This window comes from Cupriavidus sp. SS-3 (assembly GCF_035818815.1).
GTDB lineage: Bacteria > Pseudomonadota > Gammaproteobacteria > Burkholderiales > Burkholderiaceae > Cupriavidus > Cupriavidus taiwanensis_C.
Window position 1 is genome coordinate 76,608 of record NZ_JAYLVT010000025.1, and the last position, 21,072, is coordinate 97,679.

Below are 21,072 nucleotides of genomic sequence, written 5' to 3' on the forward strand. Positions count from 1 at the left end.
CCCATGACCATGCCCGCCACCCTGCCACCGTCGATGCGCCATCGCTGGCGCGCACTGCGCGCGGTCTGCGGCCGCGAACTGCACAAATACCTGCGCCAGCCCGGGCGGCTGCTGTCGTCGCTGGTGCGGCCGCTGCTGTGGCTGCTGGTGTTCGCCGCAGGCTTCCAGAATGCGCTGGGGGTCGCGATCGCGCCGCCGTACGACAGCTACATCGAATACCAGGTCTATGTCGCACCCGGGCTGCTGGGCATGATCGCGCTGTTCAACGGCATGCAGTCGTCGCTGGCGATGGTGTACGACCGCGAGATGGGCGTGATGCGGCTGCTGCTGACCGCGCCGCTGCCGCGCGGCTGGCTGCTGGGCTGCAAGCTGGCGGCGGGAACGCTGCTGTCGTTGCTGCAGATGGCGGCGTTCCTGCTGGTGGCGGCGGCGTTCGGCATCCGCTTCGCGCCGCTGCACCTGCTGGCCGGCCTGGGCGCGATGACGCTGGCGGCGCTGATGCTGGGCGCGCTCGGCCTGCTGCTGTCGGTCCATGTGCGCCAGCTGGAGAATTTTGCCGGCACCATGAACTTCGTCATCTTCCCGATGTTCTTCATCAGCTCGGCGCTGTATCCGCTGTGGCGCCTGCAGGAGTCGGGCGCCGAGGCGGTGTACCAGCTGGCGCGGCTGAACCCGTTCACGCATGCGGTCGAGGCGATCCGCTTTGCGCTGTACGGGCAGCTGGCGCCGCACAGCCTGGCCATCGTCGCGGCCAGCGCGGTGGTGTTTTTCGCGCTGGCGCTGCGCGGCTACGACCCGCAGCGCGGCATGGCGCGTCGCGGGCAACCGGCATGACCGGCCACCGGCAGGGCCTGGCGTTGCTGGCGCTGGCATGGCTGGCGCTGTCTGTCCCGACGGTGTCGGCTGCACCGGGCGCCGGTGCCGGCATCGTGCACAGCGATCCGATGCAGTCGCCGCAATGGGCCTGGATCCACAAGGAGCTGCTGCAGCAGGGCCCGGTAGTGTTCGACAGCCGCGTGCGCGTGACCGGGCCCGCCTTCGCGGAAGACCCCATGCGCGTGCCGATTGCCTTCGACGCGTCGGCGCTGGGCGAGGTCGAGCGCATCGTGGTGGCGGTGGACCGCAACCCGATCCGCCCGGTGCTGGCGTTCGAGCCGCTGCGGGTGCGGCCGTCGCTGTCGTTCCGCTTCAAGCTGGAGCAGGCCTCGCCGGTGCGGGTGGCGGCGCGCACGCGCGACGGCACCTGGCATGTCGGCAGCGCGTGGGTCGACGCCGGCGGCGGTGGCTGCACCGTGCCCGGGGCGACCCGCCGCGACGGCAGCTGGAGCCGCACCCTCAACCGGGTCGAGGCGCGCGTGTACCCTGGCCTGGGTCACGGCCAGGACCAGGCCGGCGCGCGCGTGCGCCTGCGCGTGATGCACCCGATGGACACCGGCCTGGTCGCCGGCATCCCGGCGTTCTATCTCGAGACGCTGGTGCTGGCCGACGCGACGCGGCAGCCGCTGTTGCGGCTGACCCTGCACGAGCCCGTGGCGGAGAACCCGATCTTCTCGTTCGACCTGCGCGAGGCGGTGGTGCCCGGCATGACCGTGTCCGGCCACGACAACAACGGCAACCGCATTGCGGCGCGGGTGTCGCCATGAAGCGCGTATTGCCGGCGCTGCTGCTGTGGCTGGCCACTGCTGCGGTCCTCGCGGCGCCCGCGCAGCCACCTGACTACCGCCTGGCGCCGCGCGAGATCGCCGCCGGCGTGTGGCTGCTGGAAGGCGCCAATGCCGACTTCGCCCCGGCCAATGGCTGCAACATCATCAATACCGCCTTCATCGACACCGGCGACGGCGTGGTGGTGATCAACACCGGCCCCTCGCGCGAGTACGGCGAGCAGCAGCGCCGCGCCATCGCCGCGCTGACCGGCGCGCCGGTACGGCTGGTGCTGAACCTGAACCTGCATCCCGACTACTTCTTCGGCAACCAGGCCTATGCCGACGTGGGCGGCAGCGCGCTGCCCGCCACCATCGACGGCGCGCGCCGCGAGGGCGCGGCCTATGCCGACAACCTCTACCGCCTGTGCGGCGACTGGATGCGCGGCACCGAGCCCGCGCCGCCGCTGCACGCGCTGGAGGCCGGCACACGGACGATCGGGCGCCGCACGCTGGAACTGATCCGCCTGGAAGGCCATACCGACGCAGACCTGGTGCTGCTGGACCGCGCCGCCGGCATCGTCTTTGCCGGCGGGCTGGTGTTCCGCGAGCGCATTCCGACCACGCCGCACGCGCATATCGGGCGCTGGCTCGACAGCCTGGCGCGGCTGCAGGCGCTGATGGAGCAGAGCGGGGCGCGCCTGCTGGTTCCGAGCCACGGGCCCGCGCTGGGCGGCACGGAAGCCATCGCGCAGACGCGTGCCTACCTGCAATGGCTCGACGCGCGCCTGCGCGAGGCCGCGGCGCAGGGACGCGACCTGGCCGAGGTCATGGCCATGCCGGTGCCCGAGCCCTATGCGCGCTGGGGCGCGCTGCCGGCCGAGTACCTGCGCAACGTGATCCATCTCTACCCGGCGCACGAAGAAGCCGCGCTGGGCCAGTGACGGGGCCGACGGTGCCTGTTCAATTCTGGCGCAGCTGCAACGCAGTGTTGCACGCTGGCGCGGGCCGCAGCCTTGCGGCGGGCTTGCAGGGCGCGTGATCGGGCCCCGCCCCACTGGCATGGGATTTGCCATTTGCGTGCTGGTGTGTGGCGCAGTGGCGCACCAGCGAAATCGAAAACAAGAGAGGAGATGGCAATGAGGACCTTACGAGTAGGGCTGGCAATTGCGACAACCGCGGCGGCAATCGCGGCCGCCGCGGCGAGCGTTGCCGCGCAGGCGGCGGTAAGCGACGCCATGATCGAGAACGATGCGAAGTCCCCCGGCGACGTGCTGTCGTGGGGCATGGGCCCGCAGGGGCAGCGCTATTCGACGCTGGCGCGCATCAATACCAAGAACGTGGGCCGGCTGGTGCCGGCGTGGTCGTTCTCGTTCGGCGGCGAGAAGCAGCGCGGGCAGGAGTCGCAGCCGCTGATCCACGACGGCAAGATGTTTGTCACCGCGTCGTATTCGCGCATCTATGCGCTCGACGTGAAGACCGGGCGCAAGCTGTGGAAGTACGAGCACCGCCTGCCCGAAGGCATCATGCCGTGCTGCGACGTGGTCAACCGGGGCGCGGCGCTGTACGACAACCTGGTGATCTTCGGCACGCTCGACGCGCAACTGGTGGCGCTGGACCAGAACAGCGGCAAGGTGGTTTGGAAAGAGAAGCTCGAGGACTACGCCGCGGGCTATTCGTACACGGCCGCGCCGCTGGTGGCCAAGGGCCTGGTGCTGACCGGCATCTCGGGCGGCGAATTCGGCGTGGTCGGCCGCGTCGAGGCGCGCGACGCGAAGACCGGGCAGCTGGTGTGGTCGCGGCCGGTGGTGGAAGGCCACATGGGCTACAAGTACGACAAGGACGGCAACAAGACCGAGATCGGCATGACCGGCACCCAGAACGCCAGCTGGCCCGGCGAGACCTGGAAGACCGGCGGCGCGGCCACGTGGCTGGGCGGCACCTATGACCCGGCCACCGGCCTGGCCTACTTCGGCACCGGCAACCCGGGCCCGTGGAACAGCCATATCCGCAAGGGTGACAACCTCTACTCCGCCTCCACCGTGGCGCTCGATCCCGCCACCGGCAAGATCGTCTGGCACTACCAGAACACGCCCAACGACGGCTGGGACTTCGACGGCGTGAACGAGTTCATCACCTTCGACCTGGACGGCAAGCGCATGGGCGGCAAGGCCGACCGCAACGGCTTCTTCTACGTCAACGATGCCACCAGCGGCAAGCTGGTCAATGCCTTCCCGTTCGTGAACAAGATCACCTGGGCCACCGGCATCGACCTGAAGAGCGGCCGCCCCAACTACGTCGCCGAGGGGCGCCCCGGCGACCCGGCCGCCGCCAACGGCGAGAAGAAGGGCAAGTCGGTGTTCGCGGCGCCCGGCTTCCTGGGCGGCAAGAACCAGCAGCCGATGGCCTACAGCCCGCAGACCGGCCTGTTCTACGTGCCCGCCAACGAGTGGGGCATGGACATCTGGAACGAGCCCATCAGCTACAAGAAGGGCGCCGCGTTCCTGGGCGCGGGCTTCACCATCCAGCCGCTCAACGAGGACTACATCGGCTCGCTGCGCGCGATCAACCCCAAGACCGGCAAGATCGTCTGGGAGGTCAAGAACGGCGCGCCGCTGTGGGGCGGCGCCATGACCACCGCCGGCGGGCTGGTGTTCTGGGGCACGCCGGAAGGCTACCTGAAGGCCGCCGACGCGAAGACCGGCAAGGAGCTGTGGCAGTTCCAGACCGGCAGCGGCGTGGTCGCGCCGCCGGTCACGTGGGAAGAGAACGGCGAGCAGTTCGTCGCCGTGGTCTCCGGCTGGGGCGGCGCGGTGCCGCTGTGGGGCGGCGAGGTGGCCAAGCGCGTGAACTTCCTGGAGCAGGGCGGCTCGGTGTGGGTGTTCAAGCTGCACAAGAGCTGAGGGAATCAACGGTGATTCAGCCCCGCGTACATGGCATCGCAGCGGCGATGCATGGCGTGCGCGGGGCCCGGTCGCCACGGTATCGGGATACAGGTATGAAGAAAGAATGGATGGCGCTGGCTGCGGTTGGCGCGATGTTGCCGGGCGCGGCGCTGGCCGCCACGGCGGCGGAGATGCAGGCGCTGGCGGACAAGAGCGGCTGCTTTTCCTGCCATGGCATGCAGTCGAAGCTGGTGGGGCCGGGGTTTGCCGAGGTGGCGGCGCGGTACAAGGGCGACAGCCAGGCGGCCGCGTCGCTGGCGAAGAAGATCCGGGAGGGCGGCAAGGGGGCGTGGGGCAGGATCCCCATGCCGCCGCATGGAAGTCTGGGAGAGGATGATGCGAAGAAGCTGGCGGAGTGGGTGCTTGGGGTCGGCTGAGGGGGGGCGGGGCGTGGGCGGCGGACGCTGCGTCGGACGCGGGGCCGTTGCGGGCGTCGGCGGCCGGCGCAAGACCCGCTTGCGGCGGCGCCGGCGCGGGCGTTGATTCAGCGCTTGCCCCCATCCGTCGGTTCTTGGTTTGTCGTGCTTGGCGGGCGTGGCTGTTTCGCCGGCGCAGCCGGCGACCTACTTCTTGGCCGAGCGCCAAGAAGTAGGCAAGAAACGCGTCGCCTGTGCGGCTGGCAATCAATTCCGCGGCGTTGGTGATTCGGGCGGTGGTGATTTCCGTTTGGCGTGGGTGCCCGTTCGAACCTGCTAACGCTATGTGAGTCAGGGACGGTGCCTACGATCCCCCACTTTTGAACGATCCCAACAGGGTGTAGGCAACCTGCTGCGGGCGCTATTGGTGGGACGCCTTCGGCTGCGCTGCGCGCGCTCCCAATCTTAGGTCTACTGCTCGGGCACGGAGTGCGTCGCTGCGCTCGCACGCGTTGTCGCGGGCGATACCTCAGGCCTTTCGTGCCCGCTTGTCCGCGATGAACCCAATCTCAACGAGTTGGCATCGCTGCGAAACACCATCGGATACTCGCGCGCTTGCGCCACCGCCAGCCGCCCCTCCAACGCGATCTCGCGCAGGCGCCCATGCCCGGGCGCCTTGGCGCAGGCGGGGTCGGTCGCGGCGGCATCGCCGGTGACCAGGAAGGCCTGGCAGCGGCAGCCGCCCAGGTCTGCCTCGCTGTGCTCGCAGGACCGGCACGGCTGCGGCATCCATTGCGTGCCGCGAAAGCGGCGGAAGGCGTCGCTGTGGTGCCAGATGTCGTGAAGGGTTTCCGTCCTGACGTCGGGCAGTGCCAGGTCCGGCAGCATGCGGGCCGCGTGACACGGCAGCGCGGTGCCGTCGGGCGCCACGCCCAGGAAGGTGGTGCCCCAGCCGTTCATGCATTTCTTCGGCCGTTCCTCGAAATAGTCCGGCACCACGAACAGGATCTGGCATTGCCGGCCGATGCGCGCGCGGTACTGCCGCACCACGGCCTCGGCTTCGCGCAGTTGTTCCCGGGTCGGCATCAGCGCCTGCCGGTTCTCCCAGGCCCAGCCGTAGTACTGCGTATTGGCCAGCTCCAGGTACTCGGCGCCCAGCTGCAAGGCCAGCTCGATGATGGTGCCGACATGCGGCAGGTTATGCCGGTGCAGCACGCAGTTCATCACCATCGGATAGCCGTGCGCCTTGATCAGCCTGGCCACGCGCTGCTTAAGCTCGAACGTGCGCGTGCTCGACAGGAAATCATTGAGCTCGCGGGTGGAGTCCTGGAACGACAGCTGGATATGGTCCAGGCCCGCCTCGCGCAGCGCCGCCAGCCGGGCATCGGTCAGGCCCACGCCGGAGGTGATCAGGTTGGTGTAGAAGCCCAGGCCGCGCGCATGGCGCACCAGCGTCTCCAGGTCCTTGCGCAGCAGCGGCTCGCCGCCGGACAGGCCCAGCTGCACCGCGCCCAGCGCGCGCGCCTGGCTGAACACGTCGCACCACTGCGCGGTATCCAGTTCCTGCGCATGGCGGGCATAGTCGACCGGATTGGAGCAGAACGCGCAGTGCAGCGGGCAGCGGTAGGTCAGCTCCGCCAGCAGCCACAGCGGCGGGCCGGGCGGCGCGGGCTCAGACCAGCCAGCCGCGTTCGGTGGCATGTTTGACAAAGGCATGGACCTCCGGCGCGATGCCCTGCACGCCAAAGGCGGCCTGCAGGTCGTCGATCAGCATGTCGAGCGTATGGTTGCCGTCGCAGCGTTGCAGGATCGCGGCGGCGCTGTCGTTGAGCGTGACCATCCCTTCCGGATACAGCAGCACCCAGCTTTGCTGCGAGTCCTCCCACTGCAGGCGGAAGGTGCGGTGCAGGGTCGGGGTGGCGAGGTCTTGCGTGCCGGCGGTCATGGCTGGGCCTGCTGGATGGCATCGAGCATCGACCACAGCACGTCGAGCTTGAATTGCAGGATATCGAGGGCGCGCTGCTGTTGCGCCGCGCTGCGGAAGTAGTCCAGCGTCACGCGCAGGCCGTGGTCGACGTCGCGCTGCGCCAGCGGGATGCGCGAGCGGAAGTAATCCAGGCCGCCGGCCTCGATCCACGGATAGTGCGTGGGCCAGCCGGCCAGCCGCTCCTGGTGGATCTTCGGCGCGAACATCTCGGTCAGCGACGAGCACACCGCTTCCTGCCACGGCGCGCGGCGCGCGAAATTGACATAGGCGTCGACGGCGAAGCGCACGCCGGGCAGCACCTGCTGGTGCTCCAGCAGCGCGCCGCGCTCCAGGCCGACGGCCTGGCCCAGCCGCAGCCAGGCCTCGATGCCGCCGGGCTGGGTGTCGGTGCCGTCGTGGTCGAGGATGCGCACCACCCACTCGCGGCGCGTGGTGCGGTCGGGGCAGTTGGACAGGATCGCGGCGTCCTTCAGCGGGATGCTGGCCTGGTAGTAGAAGCGGTTGGCTACCCACGCGCGGATCTGCGCGGGCGTGCATTGGCCCGCCGCCATGCGCTGGTTGAACGGGTGGTGGATGTGGTAGCCGCTTTCGCGCGCGCGCAGGCGCGCCTCGAACTCGGCCGGGCTCCATGCAACGGTGGCTGTCATAGCGCGATTTCCATGCCGTCGTAGGCCAGTTCGATGCCGTGCCGGGCCAGCTCGGCACGCTCGGGCGAGTCTTCCGCCAGCACCGGATTGGTGTTGTTGATGTGGATGAGGATCTTGCGTTTGGCGGGCAGGCGGTCCAGCACCTCGATCATCCCGCCCGGCCCGGACAGGGCCAGGTGGCCCATGTCGGCGGCGCTGCGCGTGGAGAAGCCCAGCGCCTGCATTTCGTCGTCGCGCCAGAAGGTGCCGTCGACCAGCACCACGTCGGCGCGGCGCAGCTGCGCGAACACGTGGTCGTCGACCTGGCCCAGCCCGGGCGCATAGAAGGCGCTGCGGCCGCTGCGGCGGTCTTCGATGCGCAGGCCGATGTTGTCGCCGGGCTGCGGCGCATGGCGCCTGGGCGAGTAGGGCGGGGCCTTGCTTTGCAGCGGGACCGCGGTCAGCGCCACGCCGTCCAGCGGCGGCACCGAGAACGCCGTGCCGTCGCAGGGCAGCGCGTGGCACTGCAGCCCGCAGTAGTGCGACAGGATGCGCGTCAGCGGGAACGCCCCGGCCAGGTCTTCGAGCACGCTGGCGGTGGCGTAGAGCGGCAGCGCCCGCCGGTGCTCGCGCAGCATCAGCAGGCCGGTGACGTGGTCGATCTGCGCGTCCATCAGCAGCACCGCGGCAATCGCGGTGTCGCGCCCGGCGCGGCCGGGTTGCAGCGCGGGGGTCTGGCGCAGCTGCTGCAGGATGTCGGGCGAGGCATTGACCAGGATCGCATCCGGGCCATCGCCGCACAGCGCGATCGACGATTGCGTGCGCGGGGTGGCGCGCACGGTGCCGCGGCGCACGCCGTCGCAGTTGCGGCAATTGCAGTTCCATTGCGGGAAGCCGCCGCCGGCGGCCGATCCCAGTACCCGGATGGTTGTCATGGCGCGAGCGCTCGAGGGTGGATCACAGCTGCCCCGCGCACAGGCGCCATGCCGGCAACCACCGGCGGCGCCCGCCCGCGGAACGTCGCGGCCGGTCAGCGGTTGGCGATATACATGGTGATTTCAAAGCCGAGCCGCAGCTCGGTGTAGGCGGGCGTGGTCCAGGTCATGTCGGTCTCCTTGGTTGGCATGGTTAGTGATTAGCGTCGCGGCATGGCAGCGTGTCTGCCGCAATGCCCGGAAAGGCAACAACCATGCCCGACGCAACCCTGGACCACATCGTCTTCCACCTGCGCACGCCCGACGCGCAGCGCCTGCACGTGCGGCTGGGAGGCCCGCCGCACGGCGAGCCCTGGCTGGTCCTGCACGGCGGGCCGGGCAGCGGCTGTACCCCGTCGATGGCGGCGTGGTTCGACCCGCAACGGCACCGCGTGGTGATGCCTGACCAGCGCGGCGCCGGCCGCTCGACCCCGGCCGGCGGGGTGCGGCGCAACAACGTCGGCGCGCTGCTGGCGGACCTGGAGCAGCTGCGCGCGGCCCTTGGCATCGCGCGCTGGGGCGTGGTGGGCGGATCGTGGGGCGCGGCGCTGGCGCTTGCCTATGCCGCGCGCTATCCGCATGCGGTCGCCGCGCTGGTGTTGCGCGGCGCCTTCCTGACCGGGCGCGACGACGTGCTGGGCTTGTTTGCGCCGCGCGCCGGCGCCGGGCTGCTGCGCCGCGCCGCGCCGTCGGGCGAGCGGCTGCCCGAGGCGCGCGCGCGGCTGCTGACAGTGTCTCGACTGTTGCAAAGTGGGACGGCTGTTCAAAAACGGGACACCGCGACCGCTTGGCGCCGGCTCGAGCTGGACCGGCTCGGCCTGCACGGCGTAGCACAGGGACGCCGGCAGTCCGCGCGCGAGCGGCTGGCCACGGTACGCAAATACCGCATCCAGGCGCACTACCTGCGCCACCGCGCCGGGCTGGGCAAGCCCGCCTTGCTGCGCGCGGCGCGGGACATCGCCGCGCACGGCCTGCCGGTGACGCTGCTGCATGGCCGTGCCGACGCGGTGTGCCGGCCCGCCAATGCCCTGCGGCTGCGGCAAGCCATGCCGGACGCGCGGCTGGCATGGGTCGACGCCGGGCACCTGGCCGACGGCGCCATGCGCGCTGCGCTCGCGGACGCAATCCGTGCCAGCGCCTGGCAGCGCTGATGGCCACGCGTCGTGCCTTTCTCGGGACCTCGCTGGCGCTGGCGCTCGACGCGTGGCAGCCGGCCGCGGCGGCCGGCACGCGGGTCGTGCTGGACCCGCTGCAGCCCGGCGTCTACGTCGCCCGGGCCGCCAATGCCGAAGCCATGCGCGCCAACGCCGGCGCGGTGGTGCCCAGCCTGGTCCATGTCACGCGCGCGGGGGTGCTGGTGGTCGATCCCGGGCCGCAGTCGGCGTGGGGCAGGGCGCTGCTCGGCGCGATCCGCGCGCTGACGCGGCAGCCGGTGCGCTGGGTGGTCAACAGCCACGCCCATCCCGAGAACGTGCTGGCCAATGCCGCCTTTGCCGGGCTGCGGCCGCGGCCGCAGTTCCTGGCTTCGGCGGCCACCGCCGCGTTGATGCGGCAACGATGCTCGGACTGCCTGGCCCGGCTGGGCGCGCAGCTCGGGCACGCGGCCATGCGCGGCACCGCGATCGTGTTGCCGGAGCCGGTGCTGCAGCACGGCGCCTGGCTGCAGACCGGCGATACCGCGTGGCAGGTGCAGGTGCATGCGCCGGCCCACAGCGCGTCCGATACCGTGCTGTACGCGCCGCAGCTGCGGCTGCTGTGCGCCGGCGGCCTGGGGTACCGCGAACGTGTGCCGGAGATGCAGGAGGCGTCGCTGCAAGGCTGGCGCCAGGCGCTGCGCCAGCTGATCGCGCTGCCGGCGGACACCGTCGTCGCCACCGCAACCGGCACGCCCGCGCAGACGCTGGCGCCGACGCTGGCCTATCTCGATGCGCTGGCGCAGGGCATTGGCGCCGCGCTGGCCGCGGGCCGCGATGCATCGCAAGCGGCCGACGCCGTGGTGGCGGCGCCGTTCCGCCACTGGCGCCATTTCCCGACCCGCCATCCGCTGAACCTGCAGCGCGCCTGGCGTCAGCTGGAAGACGCGTGGATGCAGGGCGAGCCGCCGGCCTGAACCGGCGGCCTGGCGCGCGGGCGCGAGTCAGCCGCCCTGCTGCGGCAGCCCGCGCGCCTCCTCCATCTTGCGGTAGACCGTGTTGCGCGAGATCCCCAGCGCCTTGGCCGCCGCCGAGATATTGCCGTTGTGGGCCTTGACCGTGGCCACGATCGCCATCGCCTCGACCTCGGCCAGCCGCGTGGGCTGCGTGCCGTGCGCCATCGCCACGGCCGGCGCGGCCGCGGGCACGGGCACGGGTGGCTGCGCCTCGCGCAGGTCGTCGAGGAAGTCGTCGGGCAGGTGCTCCTCGGTGATCTCGGCTTCGCCCTCGGCCATCAGCCGCGCGGTGCGCAGCAGGTTGCACAGCTGGCGGATATTGCCCGGCCAGTGGTAGCGGCGGAACAGCGCCATCACCGCGTCGCTGATGCGGGGCGCGCTATCGTCCGCACCGGCCGCACCGGCGCCGTGCTCCTGGCGCAGCAGCTTGCCGGCGACCACGTCGAGGTCGCTGCGCTCGCGCAGCGCCGGCAGCCGCACCACCAGCCCGTTGAGGCGGTAGTACAGGTCTTCGCGGAACTGGCCGCTGGCAACCAGGTCGCGCAGGTTGCGGTTGGTGGCGCACACCAGCGAGACGTCGATGTGGATCACCTTGCTGCTGCCCAAAGGCGATACCGCGCGCTCCTGCAGCGCGCGCAGCAGGCGGCCCTGCAGGTGCAGCGGCATGTCGCCGATCTCGTCGAGAAACAGCGTGCCGCCGTTGGCCAGCAGCATCTTGCCGATGCCGCCCTTCTTGCGCGCGCCGGTGAAGGCGCCTTCCTCGTAGCCGAACAGCTCCGACTCGATCAGGTTTTCAGGGATCGAGGCGCAGTTGACGGCGATGAAGGGGCCGGTGCGGCGCCCGCTGTCGGCGTGGATGGCGCGCGCCAGCAGCTCCTTGCCGGTGCCGGTTTCGCCCAGCACCATCACCGGGATGTCCTTGCCGATGACCTTGCGCAGCTTGCCGATCACGGTGCGGATCTGCGCGTCGCCGGTGTCCAGCTCATCCAGCCCCGGCGAGGGCGCGGGGCCCGCCGCCAGGCTGCGCGGCATGCCGCTGGCGCCGCTCGCGCCCGCGTGACGCGCTTCCGTGCCGGGCAGCGCCGCGGCCGGGGTTTTCCATTCCACGCGCGCGCTGACCTTGACGCCGCTGGGCAGGTGCAGCTGGACGATGCCCGCATGGGCCGCGCGCGCCGCGTCGAACAGCTGCGACATCGACAGCCCGAACAGCGACGAGAAGGTATGCGCCTGCAGCGCGCCGTTGGACAGGCCCAGCTGGAACTGCCCGCTGCGGTTGGCCGACAGGAAGCGCCCGCCGGGGGTGAACGAGACGATGCCCTCCACCAGCGTGCCGAGGAACTCGGCGCGCGAATGGAAGCGGATGCACACCATGTCGCGGAAGGCGTTGCCGAACAGCTGGTTCTCGATCATCTGCGCCGACATCCGCACCAGCGCCATGGTGTGCTTGTGGAAGCCGCGCTGGTCGCCGGTCACGTCCAGCGCCCCCACGGTCTTTCCGTAAGGGTCCAGGATCGGCATGCACGAGCAGGTCAGGAACTGGTTGGCCTCCAGGTAATGGTCGGCGCCGTGGACCAGCGTGGCGCGGTTCTCGGCCAGCGCCGTGCCGATGGCGTTGGTGCCGCGGCGCGCCTCCGACCACTCCGAGCCCGGGCGCAGCGAGATCTTGTCGGCGCGGGCAAGGAAGTCGTCGTCGCCCATGGCGTGCAGGATCAGGCCATCGGCGTCGGTCAGCACGATCATGCTCTGGGTGTCGACGATCTGGTCGTGCAGCGTCTCCATCACCGGCAGGGCATAGGTGAACAGCGACTGGCTGCGTTCGATGCGGGTCTTCAGCTCGCTTTGCAGCACCGGGCAGAAATCGGGCGACTCATAGGGGCGCAGGCCATAAGACTCCGAGCGCTGGTGGGCCTGGGCGATCAGCTCGGCGCGCTCGTGCTGCCCGGCATCAACGGGGGCGTCCGCCTGCGGACGGGCCGGATCCGGCTGGATGGTCATGTCTCGGTCTCCTTGTGGAAAATCCGCCCGCGATCTTTGCGCGGGTCGCTGCCGGCCGCGCCAGGCGCGCGCTCGACAGTGTTGCGTGGTGAAGCAAAACACTTGCCAGGGTGTGGCATTCCGGGACACCGCTGCGCTGCCCCGGGGATCTTGCCCGGAAAACGCGGCATTTTCGCCTTGCCTCGGTGTTGGTATGGCTCTTGCGGAAACAGGGCAAACAAAGCCAGCCCCATCACTGTAGGAGACATCCATGAAAACGCAGCGCCGCCTGCTTGCCTTGCTCTCGCTTTGCGCGTCCCTGACCGCTATTTCCGCCAGCCCGGTGCTGGCCCACGGCGATGTCACGCCCCAGGCCGTCGACACCAAAGCGTTACCACAGCTGGGCGACGAATGGCGTCCGGACAATCCCTACCGCAGCGGAGATGCGCACAAAGAGGCGCTGCGCATCGGCTCGTCGGCGTACAACCAGAACTGCGCGCGCTGCCACGGGCTGGAAGCCGTGTCGGGCGGCATTGCCCCCGACCTGCGCAAGCTGGACGGCGACTGCGTCGCGCTGGCCGACGCCAAAAAGAAGCAGGCCTGCCAGAGCGAGATCTCGCAGTTCTACACCACCACCGTGCGCAAGGGCCGCACCCGCGACGGCCGCGTCTACATGCCGCCGTTCGACGGCGTGCTGAGCCAGGAGGCGGTCTGGGCCATCAAGACCTACCTGGAATCGCGCCACGAGTAAGCGCCGCGCCAACGCCATCGATGCCGCCGATCCCCTTCGTCCAACTGGAGCAATGCCATGCCTGACAGCCCTGTCCGCGGCCCACGGCTTACCGTTTCCGTCCTGACCGCGCCGTCGGCGCGGATGCTGCGCTGGCTCGGCTGCATCCTGCTGGCTGCCGCCGCCTTGCTCGGCGTGTCGCCGGCGCATGCCGACCTGGCCCGGATCCGCCAGGCCGGCACGCTGAAGGTGGCAGTGTACAAGGGCCTGCCGCCGTTCTCGGCGCTGGCCGGCAGCCAGTACGCCGGCATCGACGTGGCGCTGGCGCAGGCGCTGGGCAAGGCGCTGGGCCTGTCGGTGGCGCTGTTGCCGTTCGATGCCGACGAGAACATGGCCGACGACCTGCGCGCGATGGTCTGGCGCGGCCATTACCTGGGCTACGGCCCGGCCGACGTGATGCTGCACGTGCCGGTCGACCGCGCCTTCATGCGCGCCAACGACAAGGCGCTGATCGTCGCACCTTACTACCGCGAGACCTTCGTGCTGGTGCACGACCGCGAGCGGGTGCCGGACGTGCGCGGCCTGGAAGACCTGGCCGGCCAGCCCACTGGCGCGGCCGCGGGCTCGGCCGGGGCCAACGCGCTGTTGTCCGCCGGCGGCGGCGCGCTGCGTGACCGGGTCAGGATTTATCCCGAGGCAGGGCTGGCGCTGCACGCGCTGTTCTCGGGCGAGATCGCCGCGGCGCTGGTGACGCGCGCGCAGTATGAAAGCGCGCTCAAGGCGGGCGGGCACGCCGGCGCCCGCTATGCCGCCACCGACATCAGCGCGCCGCTGCTGCCGCCGCGCGGCTGGGCCGTCGGCATGGCGGTCAAGGCGGGCGAACGCGAGCTGGCCGAAGCGCTGCAGTCGGCGCTGGACAAGATCCGCGCCAACGGCGAGCTGGCGCGCATCTTCGGAGGCTACGGCGTGTCGATGCAGGCGCCGTGAAGCGGAGGTTGTAAAGAATGCACGCGATCCGGCACTGCGGGGTCGCCACGCTGGCGCGGGCCTGAGGCACCCGCGGCGGTCCGGCGGGGCGCCGGTGGGGCGCCGGTGGGGCTCTGGCGGCGCCGCGGCGCCACGCCTGCCATCGCCGCAGCACATGGCCGCACCAGATGGCCGCGGGCAGGAACGGGAATTGCGGAGGGCAGGGCAGTATCGTGACTGGGGATCGAGCGATGCCTTCCATTTCGTCGGTTCTGCTGTCCTCGCCCCGCGCGCTCTACGGGCTGCTGCGGGATACCGTCAACGCCTGGGTGGAAGACTACGCCCCCAGCATGGGCGCGGCGCTGGCCTATTACACGGTGTTCTCGATCGCGCCGCTGCTGCTGATCGTGATCTCGGTGGCGGGCGTGGTGTTCGGCCACGAGGCCGCGCGCGGCGAAGTGGTGGCGCAGTTGCAGGGGCTGCTTGGCCCGGAGGGCGCCAAGACCGTCGAAGCCATGCTGCTGGCGGTCAGCAAGCCCGCGGCCAGCGCGCTGACCGCGGTGGTCGGCGTGGTGGTGCTGCTGATCGGCGCGACCACGGTGTTCGCCGAGCTGCAGTCCGCGCTCGACCGGATCTGGGAGGTGCCCGAGCGGCGCAAGAGCTCCGGCCTGTTTGCGCTGCTGCGCGCGCGGCTGCTGTCGTTCGGCATGATCCTGGGCATCGGCTTCCTGCTGGTGGTGTCGCTGCTGCTGAGCGCGGGGATCTCCGCGCTCAACCGTTTGTGGGGGCCGTTGTTTGGCGCGGAGGAATTGATCGCCCATGTGCTCGACACCGTGGTCAGCCTGGTGCTGATCACGGTGGTGTTCGCCATGATCTACAAGATCATGCCGCGCGCCAAGGTGCGCTGGCCCGACGTGTGGCTGGGCGCGGCGGTGACGGCGCTGCTGTTCACGCTGGGCAAGTTCCTGATCGGCCTGTATATCGGCAAGAGCGGCGTCGCCAACGGCTACGGCGCCGCCGGCTCGCTGGTGGTGCTGCTGCTGTGGGTGTATTACTCCGCGCAGATCTTCCTGCTGGGGGCCGAGTTCACCTGGCAGTACGCACGCCGCTACGGTTCGCGCCGCCATGAGGCCGCGGCCGAGCGCGAGCGCGAACTCGAACGCGAGCGCGCCAGGGCCCAGTCTCAGCCGCCGCCCAGCGCCACCGCGAACAGCGCCGAGATCAACGGGCGTTCCTTGCGCACCGCCAGGCAGCACAGGGAATAGTCGATCGACAGCAGCGGCTCGTCCACCGGCACCACCTGCAGCCCCGGCAACGGGATGCATTCGATCTCGGTGACGAAGCTCAGTCCCATGCCGCTCGCCACCGCATGCAGGATGGCCTCGCGGCTGTTGATCTCCATCGCGCAGTGCAGCGCCACGCCATGCTGCGCGCAGGCGCGTTCGACACGGTCGCGCGTCTTCGAGCCCGGCTCGCGCTGGATCACGGGTTCGCCGGCGAGGTCCCGCAGCGTGACCGTGGTGCGCCCGGCCAGCGCATGGCCCGCCGGCATCACCGCGACAATGCGTTCCTTGCGATAGGGCACCACATGCAGCCCCGCCACCGGGTCAGGCTCGGCAAGGATGCCGGCGTCGATGTCGAAGTCCTGCAGGCCGCGCAGGACCGACGCCTCCGAGCCGATGGTGACGGTCAGCTCCAGCGCCGCATGCGCGCTGCGGAAGCTGCGCGCCAGCCCCAGCGCGATCGGCGGTGACACCGCGCCCACCCGCACCAGCCCGGTCTTGAGCTTGTGCGCGCTGTGCAGGAACTGCATGGCTTCCTCTTCCTGCCCGAACAGCCCCTGCGTGATCGCATAGAGCCGCTCGCCGGTATCGGTCAGGCGCACGCTGCGCCCGCTGCGCAGGAACAGCTCCACGCCGAAGCGCGTCTCCAGTGCCTTGACCTGGTCGGTCACGGTGGGTTGCCCGATATGCAGGTATTGCGCCGCGGCGGTGAAGCCGCCAGTGCGCGCCACCGCGTGGAAGCAGCGGATCGACTTGTAGTACTGGTGGAACATGGATCGGATGGGGGCTGGCCGCCGCTTCGGCGGCGTGTCCGGCGAGTCTCCCACAGCCGCGCGCCGATGCGTACAGGGTTTCCCCGAGGCCGGCGCGGCGCCGCGGCGATCCATCGGTTTTGGCGCAGTCGGGCGTCAAAGATGCGATTGGACCGGGGCTTTGGCGTCTCCCACACTTCTGGCAACCAGGCGCGCGGTGCCGACCGCGGCCAACGCAACCCAGAGCCAGAACCGAGGAGACCCCATGACCCATGCCTACCACAACCCCGTGTCGATCCATTGCGGGGCCGGCGCGCTCGACCAGTTGCCGGCCTTGCTCCACGGCCGGCGCGCCGTGGTCGTGACCTTCCCTGAAGCGCGCGCGCTGGGACTGGTGGCGCGGCTGGAAGCATTGCTGGGCGCAGACCTGGCCGGGCTGATCGAAGACGTGCAGCCCAATCCGGACGTGGCGCATCTGTCCGGCCTGTACAACCGCTTCTGGGAACACGCCGACCGCTGCGACGCCATCGTCGCGGTCGGCGGCGGCAGCGCCATCGATACCGCCAAGGCGCTGATGGCCGGCACCCGCTCGGGCCGCTTCGACTCGCTGGTCAGCCTGCTGGCGAGCGGCAAGTCGTTCACGCCGGCGCAGGTCAAGCCGCTGATCGCGGTGCCGACCACCGCCGGCACCGGCAGCGAAGTCACGCCGTGGGCCACCATCTGGGACGCGGCGAACCAGAAGAAATACTCACTGCACCTGCCGCAGACCTGGCCCGAAGCCGCCATCGTCGATGCGCAGCTGATGCTGTCGGTGCCGCGCGGCACCACCATTGCCACCGGCCTCGATGCGCTGTCGCATGCGCTCGAATCGATCTGGAACGTCAACGCCAATCCGGTCTCCGACACCTTCGCGGTGTCGGCGGTCGAGGACATCTTCGAGACCCTGCCGCAGCTGGTCCAGAACCTCGATGACCTGTCGCTGCGCGAGCGCATGGCGCTGGCCGCACTCAAGGCCGGCCTGGCGTTTTCCAACACCAAGACCGCGCTGGCGCACTCGATCTCTTACGAAATGACGCTGCGCCACGGCCTGCCGCACGGCATTGCCTGCTCGTTCACGCTGCCGCTGGTGCTGGAAAAGGCGTGGGCGCGCCGCCCCGACCGCGACCGCACGCTGCAGCGGCTGTTCGGGCCGTCGCTGGACGGCGGGCAGCAGCGCCTGCGTGGCTTCTTGCAAGGGCTGGGCGTGAAGACCGAGTTTGCCGATTACGGCGTCAGCGACGACGAGGCCGGCGCCATGATCGCGCGTGCGCTGGACGGCGCCCGCGGCAAGAACTTCATCGGCGCCGTGCCTGCGTAGCGGTTCCCCACGGCCGGTGTTTACCCGGCCACACGAGCCCGACAGACGGGCCGACAATATAAAAGGAGACAACCATGGAAACAGCCGACCGCATCCAGGTGGGGGCGTACGTCGCCCCGGCCGAGCAATCGTTCCGGCGCGCGCAGTGGCGGATGCTGCTGGCCGCCATGTTCTGCTACTTCTTCTTCTACACCGGCCGGCAGACCTTCGGCTTTGCCATCCCCGGCATCCAGGAAGAGTTCGGCCTGTCCAAGGCGGCGCTGGGCTGGGCCTCGACCTGCCTGCTGTGGTGCTACGCCATCGGCCAGGCCATCAACGGCAACCTCGGCGACAAGTTCGGCGGGCGCCGCGTGATGACCGCCGGCGCAATCCTGTCGTGCGCGGCCAACTGGGTGGTCAGCTTCGCCGTCGGCTTCAAGAGCCTGGCGATTCCGTGGGGCATCAACGGCTATTTCCAGGCACTCGGCTGGGCGCCCGGCAGCCGCTTGCTGTCGAACTGGTGGGGCGCCGAGGAACGCGGCAAGGTCTATGGCTTCTACGTGTTCGCGGCCGGCTGCGCCTCGGTGCTGTCGTTCGTGACCTCGATCGTGGTGGTGAACATCCTGCACCTGGACTGGCGCTGGATCTTCCGCCTGCCGGTGCTGCTGATGCTGGTGGGCGGCATCACCTTCTACCTGATCGTGCGCGAGCGGCCGGAAGACCTCGGCTACAAGTCGCCCGATACCGGCGTGGCCAAGGGCGAGGATGACGACCCGCGCGCAACGGCACGCACAACGGCCCACACAGCGGCCCACACAGCGCCTGAAACCGATGCCGAGGAAAGCTCGTGGTCGCGCTACAAGGCGGTGCTGCGCAATCCGCGCCTGATCATCGCGGGCCTGTCGATCGGCTTCCAGAACGCGGCGCGCTACGGCCTGATCGTCTGGGTCCCGGTGCACTTCCTGGGCAAGAACTGGAAGACCGCGGAAACGCTGATCGACCCGGCCTGGATCTCGGTGGCGCTGCCGGTGGGCATGGCGTTCGGCGCGCTGTCCAACGGCTGGATCTCGGACCGGCTGTTCGGCTCCAGCCGCAGCAAGGCCATCATGCTCTACATGGTGCTGGGCGCAATCGCATCGATGGTGATGTACCAGCTGCCGACGGGCATGGGCGCCATCGTCGCGCTGTTCCTGGCAGGGTTCTTCGTCTATGGCCCGGCCTCGTCGTTCTGGGCGCTGTGTCCGGACCTGGTCGGCGCAAAGCGCGCGGGCACGGCCACCGGCATCCTCAACTTCTTCTCCTACCTGCTCGCCGGACTAGGCGAGCCGCTGATCGGCCGCATCCTGGACCAGTCCGGCAATACCTCGCTGGTGTTCCCGATCGTGGCAGCCAGCTGCATCATCAGCGCCGTGATCGCGGCGTTCATCCGCCGCTAACGCTAGCCGGGCGGGGCCGGCACCGCGCCGGCCCGCCTGCGACGCCCGCATTGTCTTTCAACACACTGCTCGGAAACCCGCGAGGGTAAAACCATGACCGCATTGCATGCCATTCCCGATATCCGCCACGAGGCCCTTCGCATCGCCGGCGAAAAGATCTACCGCGAAGACGTGATCGAGGTGACCTACCCCTACACCGGCGAAGTCATCGCCACGGTGCCCAAGGCCACGCTCGACGACGTGCGCCGCGCCTACCGCATCGCGCGCGACTACCAGCCCACACTGACGCGCTACGAGCGCTACAAGATCCTGATGCGCGCGGGCGAGATCATCGCCTCGCGGCTGGACGAGATCTCGCGCACCATCACGCTGGAATCCGGCCTGTGCCGCAAGGACTCGCTGTACGAAGTCGGCCGCGCCTCGGACGTGCTGCTGTTCGCCGCCAACCAGGCGCTGGTCGACGACGGCCAGGTGTTCTCGTGCGACCTGACCCACCACGGCAAGAGCCGCAAGGTCTATACCCTGCGCGAGCCGCTGCTGGGCGTGATCACCGCGATCACGCCGTTCAACCACCCGCTCAACCAGGTGATCCACAAGGTCGCGCCGGCAGTGGCCACCAACAACCGCATGGTGCTCAAGCCCAGCGAGAAGACCCCGCTGGCGGCTTTCATGCTGGCCGATATCCTGTATGAGGCAGGGCTGCCACCGCAGATGCTGTCGGTCATCACCGGCGACCCGCGCGAGATCGCCGACGAGATGCTGACGCACCCCGACGTCGACCTGGTCACCTTCACCGGCGGCGTGCCGATCGGCAAGTACATCGCCGCCAAGGCCACCTACAAGCGCCAGGTGCTGGAGTTGGGCGGCAACGATCCCATCATCGTGATGGAAGACGCCGACCTGGAAGAAGCCGCCACGCTGGCGGCGAGCGGTTCGTACAAGAATTCCGGGCAGCGCTGCACGGCGATCAAGCGGATGCTGGTGCACGAGTCGGTAGCGGAGCGTTTTGTCGACCTGCTGGTGGCAAAGACCGAGGTGCTCAACTATGGCGATCCGATGGACCCCAAGGTCGATATGGGCACGGTGATCGACGAGGCGGCGGCGATCCAGTTCGAGCAGGTGGTGAACGAAGCCATCGCCTCTGGCGCAACGCTGCGCTACGGCAATATCCGCCGCGGCGCACTGTATTCGCCCACCGTGCTCGACCACGTGGATCCGGAGATGACGGTGGTGAAGCATGAAACCTTTGGCCCGGTGTCGCCGGTGATCCGTTTCAGGGATATTGATGAGGCGATCCGGATTTCGAATGGCACGGCGTATGGGTTGTCGTCATCGGTTTGCACCAACCGGCTCGACTACATCACGCGCTTCGTGCGCGAACTGAAGGTCGGCAGCGTCAATGTGCGCGAAGTGCCGGGGTACCGGCTGGAGCTGACGCCGTTCGGCGGCATCAAGGATTCCGGCCTGGGCTACAAGGAGGGCGTGCTGGAGGCGATGAAGAGCTTCTGCAACACCAAGACCTACTCGCTGCCCTGGTAAGCAGCGCGCGCCGGCGGGGCAGTTCGTCCCTGCGCCGCCGGCACGTGGCAAGCGCCTCTACTGTGTCTCCCGGGTAGTCGGGGCCCCGGCGTACTCCAGCACTGTCGTCCCCGGATTCTGGCCGCCCCATGGCGGCTTTTTTTCCATCGGCGCCGCATCCATTGCGCCATGACCGCACCATCCATGACTTCCCTCCAATCCATCCTGCACGAAGCCAGGCTGTTTTCGCCTGCCCCGCAAGCCAGCGCCAAAGCCGCCATTCCCAGCATGGAGGCCTACCAGACGCTGTGCGACGAAGCCGGGCGCGACTACGAGGGCTTCTGGGCCCGCCACGCGCGCGAGTTGCTGCACTGGAACAAGCCCTTCACCAAGGTGCTGG

Annotated in this window: 21 protein-coding genes; 14 read left to right on the forward strand and 7 right to left on the reverse strand. The window is 69.6% G+C overall.

Going from position 1 to position 21,072, the window contains the following annotated elements; genetic code table 11:
- Window positions 1–3: 3 nt before the first annotated feature.
- The 5 genes from U9J39_RS27290 to U9J39_RS27310 all read left to right on the forward strand — a co-directional run bounded on the left by U9J39_RS27290 (window position 4) and on the right by U9J39_RS27310 (window position 4,962).
- A complete protein-coding gene (locus U9J39_RS27290) occupies window positions 4–834 on the forward strand; it encodes an ABC transporter permease (protein WP_326348586.1) in 831 nt (276 codons plus the stop codon).
- Window positions 831–1,643, forward strand: a complete 813-nt coding sequence (locus U9J39_RS27295) for a quinoprotein dehydrogenase-associated SoxYZ-like carrier (RefSeq protein ID WP_326348587.1) — start codon at window positions 831–833, stop codon at window positions 1,641–1,643. Before U9J39_RS27290 ends, U9J39_RS27295 begins: the two co-directional genes overlap by 4 nt.
- Complete coding sequence (locus U9J39_RS27300; RefSeq protein ID WP_326348588.1) at window positions 1,640–2,584, forward strand: quinoprotein relay system zinc metallohydrolase 1; 945 nt, start codon at window positions 1,640–1,642, stop codon at window positions 2,582–2,584. Before U9J39_RS27295 ends, U9J39_RS27300 begins: the two co-directional genes overlap by 4 nt.
- A gap of 195 nt (window positions 2,585–2,779) precedes the next feature.
- Window positions 2,780–4,543: a PQQ-dependent methanol/ethanol family dehydrogenase gene (locus U9J39_RS27305; protein ID WP_115712779.1), complete on the forward strand. Its 1,764-nt coding sequence runs from the start codon at window positions 2,780–2,782 to the stop codon at window positions 4,541–4,543.
- Between the two features lie 95 nt (window positions 4,544–4,638).
- Entirely contained in the window at window positions 4,639–4,962 is a 324-nt protein-coding gene (locus tag U9J39_RS27310) for a c-type cytochrome (protein WP_326348589.1), read from the forward strand.
- 450 nt (window positions 4,963–5,412) lie between these two features.
- Here the strand turns inward: U9J39_RS27310 and pqqE are convergent, their stop codons facing one another.
- The 5 genes from pqqE to pqqA all read right to left on the reverse strand — a co-directional run bounded on the left by pqqE (window position 5,413) and on the right by pqqA (window position 8,659).
- Complete coding sequence (gene pqqE / locus U9J39_RS27315; RefSeq protein ID WP_373429588.1) at window positions 5,413–6,642, reverse strand: pyrroloquinoline quinone biosynthesis protein PqqE; 1,230 nt, start codon at window positions 6,640–6,642, stop codon at window positions 5,413–5,415.
- The gene (gene pqqD, locus U9J39_RS27320; RefSeq protein ID WP_012355511.1) at window positions 6,614–6,886 is read right to left on the reverse strand and encodes a pyrroloquinoline quinone biosynthesis peptide chaperone PqqD; all 273 of its coding nucleotides are present in this window, start codon (window positions 6,884–6,886) and stop codon (window positions 6,614–6,616) included. The genes pqqE and pqqD overlap by 29 nt, the downstream gene beginning before the upstream one ends.
- Window positions 6,883–7,575, reverse strand: a complete 693-nt coding sequence (gene pqqC, locus U9J39_RS27325; protein WP_326348591.1) for a pyrroloquinoline-quinone synthase PqqC — start codon at window positions 7,573–7,575, stop codon at window positions 6,883–6,885. The genes pqqD and pqqC overlap by 4 nt, the downstream gene beginning before the upstream one ends.
- On the reverse strand, window positions 7,572–8,489 hold the full coding sequence (gene pqqB / locus U9J39_RS27330) for a pyrroloquinoline quinone biosynthesis protein PqqB (RefSeq protein ID WP_326348592.1): 918 nt from the start codon (window positions 8,487–8,489) through the stop codon (window positions 7,572–7,574). The genes pqqC and pqqB overlap by 4 nt, the downstream gene beginning before the upstream one ends.
- A gap of 95 nt (window positions 8,490–8,584) precedes the next feature.
- Window positions 8,585–8,659 carry a pyrroloquinoline quinone precursor peptide PqqA gene (gene pqqA, locus U9J39_RS27335; RefSeq protein ID WP_012355514.1) on the reverse strand — a complete coding sequence of 25 codons (75 nt, stop codon included), beginning with the start codon at window positions 8,657–8,659 and terminating at the stop codon, window positions 8,585–8,587.
- Window positions 8,660–8,743: 84 nt separating this feature from the next.
- Here pqqA and U9J39_RS27340 point away from each other — a divergent pair, with 84 nt between their 5' ends.
- Both U9J39_RS27340 and U9J39_RS27345 read left to right on the forward strand, forming a co-directional pair.
- Window positions 8,744–9,679, forward strand: coding sequence for an alpha/beta fold hydrolase (locus U9J39_RS27340; protein ID WP_326348593.1), 936 nt, complete (start codon window positions 8,744–8,746; stop codon window positions 9,677–9,679).
- Window positions 9,679–10,638: an MBL fold metallo-hydrolase gene (locus U9J39_RS27345; protein ID WP_326348594.1), complete on the forward strand. Its 960-nt coding sequence runs from the start codon at window positions 9,679–9,681 to the stop codon at window positions 10,636–10,638. Before U9J39_RS27340 ends, U9J39_RS27345 begins: the two co-directional genes overlap by 1 nt.
- A gap of 27 nt (window positions 10,639–10,665) precedes the next feature.
- Here U9J39_RS27345 and U9J39_RS27350 read toward each other — a convergent pair whose 3' ends face one another.
- Entirely contained in the window at window positions 10,666–12,672 is a 2,007-nt protein-coding gene (locus U9J39_RS27350; RefSeq protein WP_326348595.1) for a sigma-54-dependent Fis family transcriptional regulator, read from the reverse strand.
- Window positions 12,673–12,922: 250 nt separating this feature from the next.
- On the opposite strand from U9J39_RS27350, the gene pedF reads away from it, so the two are divergent.
- The 3 genes from pedF (at window position 12,923) to U9J39_RS27365 (ending at window position 15,612) form a co-directional block, all read left to right on the forward strand.
- A complete protein-coding gene (gene pedF, locus U9J39_RS27355) occupies window positions 12,923–13,402 on the forward strand; it encodes a cytochrome c-550 PedF (RefSeq protein WP_115712784.1) in 480 nt (159 codons plus the stop codon).
- Window positions 13,403–13,459: 57 nt separating this feature from the next.
- The gene (locus tag U9J39_RS27360) at window positions 13,460–14,368 is read left to right on the forward strand and encodes a substrate-binding periplasmic protein (RefSeq protein ID WP_116313660.1); all 909 of its coding nucleotides are present in this window, start codon (window positions 13,460–13,462) and stop codon (window positions 14,366–14,368) included.
- A 230-nt stretch (window positions 14,369–14,598) separates the two neighbouring features.
- Entirely contained in the window at window positions 14,599–15,612 is a 1,014-nt protein-coding gene (locus tag U9J39_RS27365) for a YihY/virulence factor BrkB family protein (protein WP_326348597.1), read from the forward strand.
- Here U9J39_RS27365 and U9J39_RS27370 read toward each other — a convergent pair.
- A complete protein-coding gene (locus U9J39_RS27370) occupies window positions 15,531–16,403 on the reverse strand; it encodes a LysR substrate-binding domain-containing protein (protein ID WP_115682881.1) in 873 nt (290 codons plus the stop codon). The genes U9J39_RS27365 and U9J39_RS27370 overlap by 82 nt on opposite strands.
- A 244-nt stretch (window positions 16,404–16,647) precedes the next feature.
- Between U9J39_RS27370 and psrA the strand changes: the two genes are divergently transcribed.
- The 4 genes from psrA to U9J39_RS27390 form a co-directional block, all read left to right on the forward strand.
- A complete protein-coding gene (psrA, locus tag U9J39_RS27375; RefSeq protein WP_326348598.1) occupies window positions 16,648–17,739 on the forward strand; it encodes an iron-containing alcohol dehydrogenase PsrA in 1,092 nt (363 codons plus the stop codon).
- Between the two features lie 74 nt (window positions 17,740–17,813).
- Window positions 17,814–19,154: an MFS transporter gene (locus U9J39_RS27380; protein ID WP_326348599.1), complete on the forward strand. Its 1,341-nt coding sequence runs from the start codon at window positions 17,814–17,816 to the stop codon at window positions 19,152–19,154.
- 93 nt (window positions 19,155–19,247) lie between these two features.
- Complete coding sequence (gene phnY / locus U9J39_RS27385) at window positions 19,248–20,693, forward strand: phosphonoacetaldehyde dehydrogenase (protein ID WP_326348600.1); 1,446 nt, start codon at window positions 19,248–19,250, stop codon at window positions 20,691–20,693.
- A 183-nt stretch (window positions 20,694–20,876) separates the two neighbouring features.
- On the forward strand, window positions 20,877–21,072 hold a 196-nt coding region (locus U9J39_RS27390), incomplete at its 3' end, for an acetyl-coenzyme A synthetase N-terminal domain-containing protein (protein WP_326348602.1).